The following is a 12,464-nucleotide window of genomic DNA, read 5'->3' on the forward strand; positions in this document are numbered from 1 at the left end:
AACGAATTGTCATGGAGATGAAATCACTTGGCCACTACTCCGTCATAAACCGTCGCGATACTGACGCCTGTTTTTAGAGCACCCGGGTTTGCCAGGTGGCCTTTTTTCCGTCCGTCATCGGTCGGTTGTGTCCTGGAGGGTTTGTTACCCCTCCTCACTTTCGGAGATTGATATGCGTCTTGCTTCCACTAAAACTGCGGCGGTCCTGTGCGGCGGCCTGTTGCTGGCCCTGAGCGTTCCGGCCAGCGCTGCAGTCGACGCTAAGTTGCTCGACATGCTCAAGGCCAACGGCCAGATCACCGCTTCGCAGTACACCGAATTGCAGAACGAGTTGGCCAAGGACCAGAAAGAACAGCAGATCGCACGCCAGGCCCAACAGGAAACCAACGAACAGATCGCGGCCACCGCGAAAAAGACCAACGAGCTGAGCAGCTTCGACCAGAAGCTGGCGTGGGCCGCCAAGACTCAGTTCAAGGGCGATGTGCGCTTTCGCCAGGAAACCATCAAGATCGATGGCGAGCCCAACAACGGCGGGCGTGACAAGGACCGTCAACGTATCCGCGCGCGCCTGGGTGCCTACACCGAGATCAACCCGCAAGTGGACACCGGTATCCGTATCGCCACCGGCGGCGGCGACGATGCGCGTTCCACCAACCAGGACCAGGATGGTTACTTCGATAAGAAATCGATCTGGCTGGACCTCGGCTATATCGACTACCACCCGGACCAGATCAAGAACCTGCACGTGATCGGCGGCAAGATGCTGCAACCGTGGGTGAGCATGGGCGATGTGATCTGGGACAGCGACATCAACCCGGAAGGCCTGGCCGTCACCTACAAATACCCATTGGGCAGCAGTGCCGAATTGTTCGGCAGCCTGGGCAACTACAACCTCAAGGACAACGTCGACGGCGACGGCGTGCAATTTCGCCACGACCTGCGTCTGACATCCGGCCAGTTGGGCACGCGTTTCTCGCTGACCGACAACCTGAAAATGACCCTGGGCGGCAGTGTCTACGCCTACCAGAACGACAAGGACAGCCGCTGCACGACCACCACCACGCCTTGCGCACTGGCGGTCAACGGCAACTCGGCCAACGGTGAATTCCGTCTGTACGAAGGGTTTGCCCAAGCCGACATCGGCGGCCTGGCAGTGCCGTTGGCCTTCTACGGCCAATACGTGAAAAACAACGATGCCGTGACCGACCAGGACACCGCCTGGTTGGTGGGTGCCAAGTCCAAGGTGTTCGGCTTCAACCTGGACTACAACTACCGCGATACGCAACGTGACGCAGTGGTAGGCGCCTTCACCGATTCGGACTTCGCCAACGGCACCACCGGTTCGCGCGGTCACAAGATGAAGGTCAGCTACGACATCGACAAGAACTTCGCCCTGGGCGCCACGTACTTCCTGACCAAGGCTGACTACGCCAGCCGTACCCAGCGTGATGCCAACACCAACACCCTGCAGCTGGATGCTGAAGCCAAGTTCTAACCTCACCCTGTAGGCGCGAGCTGGCTCGCGAAGGACGAACAGGCAGCGCGGTTATCCAGGCTACCCGCGCTATCGTTGACGTCTTTCGCGAGCCAGCTCGCGCCTACACATCTTTACGCCGCTGGGCCGCGAGTCGCTCGGCCAGCGCATCCGCATCCTGCACCGGCTCGTCCGGCATGATCCGCAACGTAGCCTGCATCAGGCGCATCTGACGGATAAATCGTCGGCAGTTGGGGCAGAACATCAAGTGATGACGCACCAGCAGACGCTCACGAAAGGTCAATTGCCCATCGAGGTAGTCACTGGAACGTGCCACTTGTTCCTTACACGTCAACATTCGCCCGTTTCCTCAAAGTGCTCCACTGTGGCAAAGACTTTAAGCCGTGCCCGGTGCAACAACACACGCACATTGGAGAGCGAGAGCGTCAGAAGATTACAGATTTCTTCCAGCTCCAGGCCCTGGCGCTCACGCAGCACCAGCACGCTGCTTTGCAATTGGGACAGGCTCAGAAGCGTGTGCTCCAGGCAGTCGCGCAATTCCTCTTCGGTCAGCAAGGCTTCCGGGGTGTCCTGGTGCCAGGCATACGGCGCTACGGCCCAGTGTCCATCGTCAGGCGTAAAGCGTTCATCACCGATGGTTCCATGGGGAGAAGGCAAGTCGTCAAGCAACACTTCCCGACGATTTTGCTTGTAGCGGCCCTTGGCGGCGTTCGCGGTGATGGTCAGCAACCAGGTCTTCAGGCTGGAGCGCCCTTCGAACCTGGCGAGGCTGCGTACCACTGACAGCCAGGCATCCTGCACCACTTCATCGGCATGCCGCTGGCCGACGATGGCATAGGCCACCGCCCGCATCGCACTCTGGTACGTGGTGACCAACTCCTTGTAGGCCCGCTGCTCGCCCTTGAGCAGGCGTTCAAGCAGATGCGTGTCGTCCGCTGCCGCCATCGTTTACCTCAATCTCGCCTTGGAAATACGCTCAACGCAGGAGCGATGATTAAGGCACACCGAGCCGATGCCTTCGCAGGCAAGCCAGCTCCCACATTTCCCCGCGTCCGGCCGCGCAATCAGCGTTTACGCAGGATCACACTGCCAATCGAATACCCGGCGCCGAAAGAGCTGAGTACGGCAACAGCGCCCTTGGGCAGGTCATCCTGATAGGTGTGAAACGCAATCACCGAGCCTGCCGAACTGGTATTGGCGTAGGTATCGAGGATCACCGGCGCTTCTTCCACCGAAGCCTCGCGCCCCAGCAGTTTCTTCACGATCAAGTGGTTCATGCTCAGGTTGGCCTGGTGCAGCCAGAAGCGCTTCACATCCGTGACGCCCAGCTGGTTTTCTGCCAGGTGCGCGCCAATCAATTCGGCCACCATCGGGCAGACATCGCGGAACACCTTGCGGCCTTCCTGCACGAACAGTTTGTCCGGCGCGCCGACGCCCTCTTCCGCGGTGCGGTTGAGGAAACCGAAGTTGTTGCGGATGTTGTTGGAGAACTGGGTCAGCAGCTTGGTGCTCACCACGTCGAACTGGTGCTCGGAGGTCGCCAGGTCGGCACGCTCGAGGATCACCGCCGTGGCGGCATCGCCGAAGATGAAGTGGCTGTCGCGGTCACGGAAATTCAGGTGGCCGGTGCAGACTTCCGGGTTGACCATCAGGATCGCCCGGGCCTGGCCCAGCTGGATGCTGTTGGCGGCATTCTGGATACCGAAGGTGGCCGAGGAACACGCCACGTTCATGTCAAACCCGAAGCCCTGGATACCCAGGGCTTCCTGCACCTCGATGGCGATGGCCGGGTAGGCACGCTGCAGGTTGGAACAGGCGACGATCACGCCATCGATGTCGGCGGCGGTCTTGCCGGCGCGTTGCAGGGCCTGTTCGGCCGCGCCGACGGCCATCTGGCAGAGCACCGACCATTCGTCGTTGCTGCGCTCGGGCAAGCGTGGGGCCATGCGCTGCGGGTCAAGAATGCCATCCTTGTCCATCACGAAGCGGCTCTTGATGCCCGAGGCTTTTTCAATGAATGCCGCACTGGACTCCGTCAGCGCCTGCACGTCGCCGCGCTCGATGGCCGCGGCGTTTTCGCTGTTGAACTGCTGCACATAGGTATTGAAAGACTGCACCAGCTCTTCGTTGGAGATGCTGTTGGCCGGGGTGTACAGGCCAGTGCCGCTGATGACGACGTTATGCACGGTCGTTCCTCTAAATCTGTCAGGCAGAAGATATTGGTACCGTCGTACCAAACTGTAGGTCGTTTGATTCCATCCAGCGGGCATCAAACTGGCAATGCTTTATTCCATCACGTCGCTGCTACGACGATTCCGGCATTTATGGGCGCGAAGTTTGCCACAAACACTGGGGTTTGGCGCCACTTCCCGGACAGACACCCTTAAATGTGGGAGGAGGCTTGCTCCCGATGGCGGTGTATCAGTCAAGGCATCAGTGGCTGACACTCAGTCATCGGGGGCAAGCCCCCTCCCACAGTGGGACCGTGTTACCAGTTGCTTGCTGCGGTACTGGACCCAAATCCTTGTCGGAAATTTCCTCGATAGTCCGGCTGCACACAGCTCACAATGTGGGAGGGGGCTTGCCCCCGATGGCGGTGTATCAGTCAAGACATCAGTGGCTGACACTCAGTCATCGGGGGCAGGCCCCCTCCCACCTTTGATCGCTGCTCACTTGGGAAACTGGGCAGCCCTCAAGGCTCTACCTGGCTCCATTGCTTGCTCAATCGCTTGTCGGATATGGGCACCTTGGTACCCAACTGCTGGCCGAACAGCGACACCCGATATTCCTCCAGCCACCAGCGATACAGTTCCAGCTGAGGATCGCGCTTGCCTTCCTGGGCGTGCTTGTTCAGGCGGTTCTGGTACTGGGCCCACAGGCCGCTCAGTTCGGTGCTCCACACACGGTCCTTCTGCACCTGGCTCGGCAGTTTTTCCAGGCGCAACTCAATGGCCTTGAGGTAACGCGGCAGCTCCTTGAACCACTGCGCCGGAGTTTCGCGCACAAAACCCGGGTACACCAGATGACTCAACTGCTGCTTGATATCGTTCAAGGCCACTGCCTGGGCCAGGTCGATCTTGCCTTTGAAGCGTTTTTGCAGGCCATGCCAGAGTTTCAGCACTTCCAGGGTCAGGCGCGCCAGACGCTCGGCGTGCTCGGTCCAGCCGCCACGCTTGCGCTCGGCCAGCGCGGCCAGCCCGGCGCCATCGCGCGGTAGATTGGTTTCGCCTTCCAGTACGCAGGTGTCGAGACTGGCGAGCAGGATATCTTCGACCAGTGCATCGATGCGCCCCAGTTCGCGATACATCAGGCCCAACTCGGTCAGCCCCGGCAATTTGCCGCGCAGGAATTTCGCCGGTTCCGCCAGTTGCTGCATGAGCAGGCGTTGCAAGGCACGGCGGTGCTGGAATTCGGCCTCGGCGGCCGTGGAGAAACGCCCCTCCTTGACCGTGCCGTTTTCTTCCACCAGCGCCGGGTAGACCGTCATCGACAGGCCGGCGATGTTTTGCTGGGTCTTCTCCGCCACGGGTGCGAACACCTTGGCTTCTACCGGTTGCTGGCTTTTTGCGGTTTGCGGTACCGCCAGCGCCGCCTGGCTGGCCTCGGCGAAACGCGCCGTCAGCTGCGCCAGGTCACGGCCTTCGCCGAGGAATTTGCCCTGGCCATCAACCACTTCCAGGTTCATCTTCAGATGGTTTTCCACCTGCTGCGCCGCCTCGGCCCAGGCTTCATCGCTGACCCGCGCACCGGTCATGCGCAGCAATTCGCGGCCCAGCGCCTGGGGCAGCGAGCCCTGGCCAAACTCGATGCGCTGCAGCGCCGCCTTGACGAAATCCGGCACCGGCACAAAGTTCTTGCGCAGCGCCTTGGGCAAGTTGCGCACCAGCGCGATGCACTTGGCTTCGATCACCCCCGGCACCAGCCATTCCAGGCGCTCGGCCGGCAATGCCGGCAACAGCGGCGCCGGCACACGCAGGGTGACGCCGTCACGCGGGTGGTTGGGCTCGAAGTGGTAACTCAAGGCCAGGGCCAGGTCGCCCAGGTGCAAGGTGTCCGGGTAATGCGCGGCGGTGACTTCACTGGCTTCGCGGGCCAGTACGTCTTCCTCGCGCATGATCAGCAGTTGCGGGTCTTTCTGGCTGTTGACCTTGTACCAGCTGTCGAAGGTCGCCGTCTGGTGGATCTCTGCCGGCAGGCGCGCATCGTAGAAGGCATAGAGGGTTTCCTCATCGGCCAGGATGTCACGTCGGCGCGCCTTGGCTTCCAGTTCGTCGAGCTGCTCCAGCAGTTGCTGGTTGGCCGCAAGGCACTTGGCGCGGGACTGGATTTCCCCACGCACCAGGCCTTCACGGATAAACAGCTCGCGCGACACCGCCGGATCGATCGGCCCGTAATGCACCGGCCGGCGTCCGACCACGATCAGCCCGAACAAGGTGATCTGTTCAAACGCCACCACCTGGCCGCGCTTTTTCTCCCAATGCGGTTCGAAATGGTTTTTCTTGATCAAGTGCCCGGCCAGCGGTTCGATCCAGTCGGCGTCGATCTTGGCCACCATGCGCGCATACAGCTTGGTGGTTTCCACCAGTTCAGCAGTCATCAGCCATTGCGGACGTTTCTTGCCGATGCCCGAGGAGGGATGAATCCAGAAGCGCCGCTGACGCGCGCCCAGGTAGTCGCCGTCCTCGGTCTTCTGGCCGATCTGGCTGAGCAAGCCGGACAGCACCGCCTTGTGCAATTTCGGGAAGTCGGCCGGTTCCTTGTTGATCGTCAACTGCATGTCGCGGCAGATCAGGCTCAACTGGCGATGGGAGTCGCGCCATTCGCGCAGGCGCAGGTAGTTGAGGAAGTTCTTTCGACACCAGTTGCGCAGCGGGCTGGCGGTCAGTGCCTGGCGCTGCTCTTCAAAGCCGCGCCACAGATTGACCAGCCCGGCGAAGTCCGAATCCGGGTCTTTCCACTGCGCATGGGCCTGGTCGGCGGCCTGCTGGCGCTCCGGCGGACGCTCGCGCGGGTCCTGGATCGACATGGCGCTGGCCACGATCAGCACTTCCTGCAAGCTGCCCAGTTTGGCGGCTTCGAGCAGCATGCGGCCCATGCGCGGGTCCACCGGCAGGCGCGCCAGCTGGCGGCCCAACGGTGTGAGCTGGCTGTTGCGGTCCACCGCCGACAGCTCTTGCAGCAGGTTGAAACCGTCGCTGATGGCCTTGCCATCCGGCGGTTCGATAAACGGAAAGTCGGTGATTTCGCCCAGGCGCAGGTGCAGCATCTGCAGGATCACCGCCGCCAGGTTGGTGCGCAGGATTTCAGGGTCGGTAAATTCCGGGCGCCCGATAAAGTCTTCTTCGCTGTACAACCGAATGCAGATGCCCGGCTCGACCCGGCCGCAACGGCCTTTACGCTGGTTGGCGCTGGCCTGGGAGATCGCTTCGATCGGCAAGCGCTGCACCTTGGCGCGGTAGCTGTAGCGGCTGATGCGCGCGGTGCCGCTGTCGATCACATAACGAATGCCCGGCACCGTCAACGAGGTTTCCGCGACGTTGGTCGCCAGTACCACGCGGCGGCCCGGGTGCGATTGGAAAATGCGCTGTTGCTCGGCCGGTGACAGGCGTGCATACAGCGGCAGGATTTCAGTGTGCTTGAGCTGGGCCTTGCGCAGCATCTCGGCGGCGTCGCGAATCTCGCGTTCGCCGGGCAGGAACACCAGCACATCGCCGGGGCTGCGCCGTTCGCTGCGCTCATAGGCGGCGATTTCATCGAGGGTGGCGAGGATTGCCTGGTCGACGGTGAGGTCGTCCTCGACGCGGTTGCCCTCCTCATCCTGCTCCAGCGTCAGCGGGCGGTACCAGGTGTCGACCGGGAACGTGCGGCCCGAGACCTCGACAATCGGCGCATCGTCGAAGTGTTTGGAGAAACGTTCAAGGTCGATGGTGGCCGAGGTAATGATGACTTTCAGGTCGGGCCGGCGCGGCAACAGCGTCTTGAGGTAACCGAGCAGGAAGTCGATGTTCAGGCTGCGCTCATGGGCTTCGTCGACGATGATCGTGTCATAGCGTTCCAGGTACCGGTCGTTCTGGGTTTCCGCCAGCAGGATACCGTCGGTCATCAGCTTGATCAGCGTATTGGAATCGCTCTGGTCCTCGAAGCGCACCTGATAGCCGACCAACGCGCCGAGCGGCGTGGCCAATTCTTCGGCGACACGGCTGGCAACGCTGCGCGCGGCGATCCGGCGTGGCTGGGTATGGCCGATCAGGCCGTATTGGCCACGGCCGATTTCCAGGCAGATTTTCGGCAACTGGGTGGTTTTACCCGAGCCGGTTTCGCCGGCAATGATCAGCACCTGATGCTTGTTCAGCGCAGCCTTGATCTCGTCACGCTTGGCCGCAATCGGCAGGCTGTCGTCGTAACGAATCACCGGCAGGCTCGCACGCCGCGCCGTGACCTGGGCGCAGGACGCCTGCATGCGCGCCACCCACTGCGCCAGCTTTTGCTCGTCGGGCTTTTTGCGCAGCTCAAGCAACTGCCGGCGCAAACGGTGGCGGTCGGCGAGCATGGCGTGATCGAGGGTGTCGAGCAGTTGGTCGAGGGTGGGGGCTTGGTCAGTCATCAGGTACGCAAAGGTCTTTATAGTGAGGCAGGTGAGCCTGCGGTGACATGATCGTAAGGCGGCAATTGTCGCAGATTTCTGACCTTGTGAACGAACCAGGCTCTTTCATCACCGTAACAAGGCCGTTTCCTAGGCGTGCAGCAGGCTATTCTGAGCCCGACGAGCACGCCCCAGCCCACTCCCTCATCAGACTCTTCATACAGGGCTATCAGAGCTCTTCATATGGCTTGGCCACAGTCCGGCGCGCTTTACTGCGACAACACCTGCACTCCCACTCTCCGCTGCTCGCCAAGGAAAAACCTGATGCCCACACCCATTGCGGAATCGCCCACTTTCCCGACGACATGGACCTTGCACACGGTCCCCGCTTATACGGAGGAGCAGGACCCCGCCCTGGAACAGCGTGCTCGCAGCGCTCAGGCCTATTTCAACACGCTGCAAATGTACGCCGAAGATACGCACCCGGACTCGGTCAGGCAGCTCGAATCACAACGACCTGCATCGCTCCCGCCCAGCTACTGGCAGGCCACGAACAGCATCAGCCCTCAGCCCGCACGTGACGCAAACGACGAGCAAGACACAGCCAACCCCTCCCCCCATCAGGATGCAACACAGTTTTCTCCCCATTTGTCAGGAAGAGCGCTGTCCCAGGCAGTCAAACATGTGCACCGCCTCGACCGCCTGCTCGAGCGGGCTGAACAACTGGGCGCATTGTTGATGAGCCATGGCCAGGAGCAGGGAACATCGATTGATCTGGAAACCGTCGGGAATCTCTGGCGCAAGATAGGTAGCCTCAAAAATTCCTGGGCCAACGGCGCTTTCGCTGGGTCATCGCAGCTGGTCACTCAATTGGCCGGCCAGTGCCTCACTGTTCCGCGAGCATTGAAGGAGAACGACCTGAAAGCAGCGATAGACAACCTGTGGAATATTGCGCAAGCCGAATACCGAGACGTTTACCTGCCCGACCCGCTGAGCGCATCTCCAATCCTGGCACAGGTCTACAGATTGGCTGAAGAACTGAAGAACGCAGACATTTGAGGCCCACTACCACTCAACCGTAGCGCAGATGCCATTATGACCAGACCCGAAGTATTTCCCTCCAACCCACTTGGTTCCACCGTGGGCCAGCTGTTCCAGCAGACCCGCGCTATCCATGAAGCGGTGGTCAACAGTCTGGTAGGGCAAGGGCACCGACACATACTCGACAACGCCCGGCGGCTTGAACAGACGTTGTTCAGCCCTGTCAGCTCCATGCCGGAGAGTGTACCGCAGGACAGAGGCCATCAGCTTCAAGCCTGGATGCATATTTCAAGGATTAATGACGCGCTTGCAACCTTCGACCAGCAAAGCCGCAGCCATTTCGCCGTGCAACCAGATGACAGGACAAGCCTGCAAGTCCTCCAGCAACGCTACGCGCAACTAACGGCTCGCGTGGAGCAACGCACTGCCCTGCTGGATCGACGCGCAGCGTGGGCCACCGCCGCCCCGCCACCGCCCTGCGAGCTGGACCCGATAACGGTTGCCGTCCTGCAGCCTGCACCACTGAGCAAGCAGTTGAGTGGGCACGGCCTGGAACAGGCGGTCAAACATATCAACGTCCTGGACAAAGAGATTGCGCTGCTGGATAGCCACATCAAGCAACAGCCGCTCCCCCTCTCTCACGCCGAGGAAGACCTCTTTCTCAAACAACGCAACGCCATGACCGATTATCGCAATGCATGGGCGATGGGCCGTTTGAAAGGCAGCAGCCAGTTCAAATCCTCCATCGGCCTGGTTCCGGAGCGCAAACGCCTGGAGCAGAATCTCGAGCGGCACAAGCAACTGGCATCGGTGGAACTGACACTCCACCGACTGGACCGCACCGTCGATACCGCACAGCGCAACGGCCTGGGGGATAAACTCTCGTCCCAGGCGGTCGATGCCGCACGGGGCGCCTTGGTGAATTTGCGCGATGCCTGGCGCAACGGCAATCTTGATGGCAGCTCGATCGAGGGCATGAACCCCGCGCTGCTGCTGACTGCGCCAAACAACCGCCGAATCAAACTGGAACTGGCCGTCATCGAAAAGGGCTTTGTACAACTGAACGCAGTGCCCCGCACGGAACAAGCTGACAGCGCCCAGGAGCGCGCGCAGTTCAAGTCACTGGTTCATTCCAATACCAGCATGCACGTCAAGCAGGCGGCTATCAGTCAACTTAAAGAAAGCAATAAACAGCGAGCGCTGGTGGCTGAACTGAACACCGACTTGCGCAATATTTATACAGATCTGGCAAACAATCTGGCCCTTCACGGCATGACCGCTTCACATCAATAACGCGATAGAGAAAATGCCTGATACACCCCAGGCCCGCCTGGATCGATTGAAGGGGAACAGGTTGGCGCAGACGTCGTGCGGCCTTGAGACGGTCAATCAAATGGGGCCGCACGGCGTTATCCGCCTTGTCGAATGGGCAAAAAAATCAGTCCCCCCATGCGGACTGTTTGGGCCACGCCGTAGCGCTGGCTCAATCGCGCAGACCCGGTGACTCAAGACATGCCTTCCCACTTGCGCCGATATGGAAACACATCAATCACCTTCCCAGCCCGAATGGCCTCCTGCAGGCCCTTCCAGTAATCGGCGTTGTACAACTCGCCATGCAACTCATCGAACAACCTGCGCTGGCCAGCATCGGCAAACAGGAACGGCGGGAATTCTTCAGGGAACACGTCCAGCGGGCCGATGGAGTACCAGGGTTCCGATGCCATTTCATCCTCGGGAGTGCGCGGCGCGGGGATGTGGCGGAAGTTGGCTTCGGTGAGAAAGCAGATTTCATCGTAGTCGTAGAACACCACCCGGCCGTGACGGGTGACGCCGAAGTTCTTGAGCAGCATATCGCCAGGGAAGATATTCGCCGCCGCCAACTGCTTGATCGCCAGGCCGTAGTCTTCCAGGGCTTCGCGCACCTGGGCGGGGTTGGCGTTGTCGAGGTAGAGGTTGAGCGGGGTCATGCGCCGTTCGGTCCAGCAGTGGCGAATGAGCACCGTGTCGCCGTCTACCTGGACCGTGCCGGCGGCGACTTCCAGCAACTCGGCCAGGCACTCGGGCTCGAACTTGCTCAAGGGAAAGCGGAAGTCGGCGAACTCCTGGGTATCGGCCATGCGCCCTACCCGGTCGACGCTTTTCACCAAGCGATACTTTTCGATCACCGTGGCGCGGTTGACGTTTTTCGACGGCGAAAAGCGATCCTTGATGATCTTGAACACGGTGTTGAAGCCCGGCAGGGTGAACACGCTCATGACCATGCCGCGCACACCCGGGGCCATGATGAACTGGTCATCGGTGGTAGCCAGGTGGTTGATCAGGGCGCGATAGAACTCCGACTTGCCGTGTTTATAAAAACCGATGGAGGTGTATAGCTCGGCAATGTGCTTGCCGGGCAGGATGCGTTTGAGAAAGCCGATGAACTCCGCAGGTACCGGCACATCGACCATGAAGTACGACCGGGTGAAGGAGAAGATGATCGACACGTCGGCTTCATCAGTGATCAACGCATCGATCTGGATGCCCCGTTCTTCGCGGTGCAGCAAGGGGATCACCAACGGCCACTGTTCGTCGCGGGTGTAGATACGTCCGACGAGGTAGGCGCCTTTATTACGGTAGAGCACCGAGGAAAACAGCTCGACGTTCAGGTCCGGGTCTTTGCACACCCAGTCCGGCAGGTTTTCCCGCAGTTGCGCTTCCAGGCGTCGCAGGTCGGCAGGCAAGTCGGCGTAGGGCTCACTGAAGCTGTAGTCCGAGAAAATCTGCGCGAGCATCTCGGTTATATTGCCGACAGGCGTGTAGGAGCGGGTTTGCGCTGCCCGCGCCCGCCGCTGGCTGGGCCGCGTGGTATGAATGAACATGCAGCCGTCGCTGATCAGGTCATGACTGAACAGGCCGCAGAACACCGAGTTGTACCAGGTTTCGGACAGCTCATCGTCAAAGCGCAGGTCGATCAGGCCGATGTAGGCACTTTTCACCAGGGGCCACAGGTCGATGTCCTGCAACGTGCCCGCATCGAAAGCGGCGCGCAGACGCGCCGTGACCTCCCCCACCTTATCTTCGTAGAGGTTGATGCGCGCCGCCGAAGCGGCCTGCCCTTGCTGCCACTGGGCTTTTTCGAAGCGTTCGCGCGCGCCATCGGTAATTTGGCGAAAGTGCTCACGGTAGTCGTCGAAACCGTCGAGGATCATCCGGGCGATAGCGAGGGCGGGCTGCGACATACGGAAAACCTCGAACGGGTTGCGGGAAGCCCTGAGCTTAGCCAGTGAAGCGCGGCAGGAGAAGGCCGATTTTTCATCGGCGACGCTACTTAGCGATTGTGTCGACCGGGACGCTGGGCAACAC

General features: G+C 60.6%; 8 protein-coding genes. 3 read left to right on the forward strand and 5 right to left on the reverse strand.

Annotated features, from left to right (window positions below):
• Positions 1 to 172: 172 nt before the first annotated feature.
• The gene (locus PspCFBP13528_RS13050) at positions 173 to 1,495 is read left to right on the forward strand and encodes a putative porin (RefSeq protein WP_065949765.1); all 1,323 of its coding nucleotides are present in this window, start codon (positions 173 to 175) and stop codon (positions 1,493 to 1,495) included.
• A 103-nt stretch (positions 1,496 to 1,598) separates the two neighbouring features.
• Here PspCFBP13528_RS13050 and PspCFBP13528_RS13055 read toward each other — a convergent pair whose 3' ends face one another.
• The 4 genes from PspCFBP13528_RS13055 to hrpA form a co-directional block, all read right to left on the reverse strand.
• A complete protein-coding gene (locus PspCFBP13528_RS13055; RefSeq protein WP_065949766.1) occupies positions 1,599 to 1,832 on the reverse strand; it encodes a zf-HC2 domain-containing protein in 234 nt (77 codons plus the stop codon).
• On the reverse strand, positions 1,826 to 2,440 hold the full coding sequence (locus tag PspCFBP13528_RS13060) for an RNA polymerase sigma factor (protein WP_065949767.1): 615 nt from the start codon (positions 2,438 to 2,440) through the stop codon (positions 1,826 to 1,828). The genes PspCFBP13528_RS13055 and PspCFBP13528_RS13060 overlap by 7 nt, the downstream gene beginning before the upstream one ends.
• Positions 2,441 to 2,559: 119 nt before the next feature.
• Entirely contained in the window at positions 2,560 to 3,681 is a 1,122-nt protein-coding gene (locus PspCFBP13528_RS13065; RefSeq protein ID WP_065949768.1) for a beta-ketoacyl-ACP synthase III, read from the reverse strand.
• A gap of 506 nt (positions 3,682 to 4,187) precedes the next feature.
• Positions 4,188 to 8,099, reverse strand: a complete 3,912-nt coding sequence (hrpA, locus tag PspCFBP13528_RS13070; protein WP_137200357.1) for an ATP-dependent RNA helicase HrpA — start codon at positions 8,097 to 8,099, stop codon at positions 4,188 to 4,190.
• A gap of 303 nt (positions 8,100 to 8,402) precedes the next feature.
• On the opposite strand from hrpA, the gene PspCFBP13528_RS13075 reads away from it, so the two are divergent.
• Both PspCFBP13528_RS13075 and PspCFBP13528_RS13080 read left to right on the forward strand, forming a co-directional pair.
• Positions 8,403 to 9,137: a hypothetical protein gene (locus PspCFBP13528_RS13075; protein WP_137200358.1), complete on the forward strand. Its 735-nt coding sequence runs from the start codon at positions 8,403 to 8,405 to the stop codon at positions 9,135 to 9,137.
• A 192-nt stretch (positions 9,138 to 9,329) separates the two neighbouring features.
• Complete coding sequence (locus PspCFBP13528_RS13080) at positions 9,330 to 10,412, forward strand: hypothetical protein (RefSeq protein ID WP_137200359.1); 1,083 nt, start codon at positions 9,330 to 9,332, stop codon at positions 10,410 to 10,412.
• Positions 10,413 to 10,624: 212 nt separating this feature from the next.
• Here the strand turns inward: PspCFBP13528_RS13080 and aceK are convergent, their stop codons facing one another.
• The gene (gene aceK, locus PspCFBP13528_RS13085) at positions 10,625 to 12,340 is read right to left on the reverse strand and encodes a bifunctional isocitrate dehydrogenase kinase/phosphatase (protein WP_065949773.1); all 1,716 of its coding nucleotides are present in this window, start codon (positions 12,338 to 12,340) and stop codon (positions 10,625 to 10,627) included.
• Positions 12,341 to 12,464: the final 124 nt, after the last annotated feature.

The organism is Pseudomonas sp. CFBP13528 (genome assembly GCF_005233615.1).
Classification (GTDB): Bacteria; Pseudomonadota; Gammaproteobacteria; order Pseudomonadales; family Pseudomonadaceae; genus Aquipseudomonas; species Aquipseudomonas fluorescens_AM.

What these genes read in the sequence shown, in the direction of transcription:
- PspCFBP13528_RS13050 (WP_065949765.1), top strand. Translation starts at nt 173, where the DNA reads ATGCGTCTTGCTTCCACTAAAACTGCGGCGGTCCTGTGCGGCGGCCTG.
- PspCFBP13528_RS13055 (WP_065949766.1), bottom strand. Translation starts at nt 1,832, where the DNA reads ATGTTGACGTGTAAGGAACAAGTGGCACGTTCCAGTGACTACCTCGAT.
- PspCFBP13528_RS13060 (WP_065949767.1), bottom strand. Translation starts at nt 2,440, where the DNA reads ATGGCGGCAGCGGACGACACGCATCTGCTTGAACGCCTGCTCAAGGGC.
- hrpA (WP_137200357.1), bottom strand. Translation starts at nt 8,099, where the DNA reads ATGACTGACCAAGCCCCCACCCTCGACCAACTGCTCGACACCCTCGAT.
- PspCFBP13528_RS13075 (WP_137200358.1), top strand. Translation starts at nt 8,403, where the DNA reads ATGCCCACACCCATTGCGGAATCGCCCACTTTCCCGACGACATGGACC.
- aceK (WP_065949773.1), bottom strand. Translation starts at nt 12,340, where the DNA reads ATGTCGCAGCCCGCCCTCGCTATCGCCCGGATGATCCTCGACGGTTTC.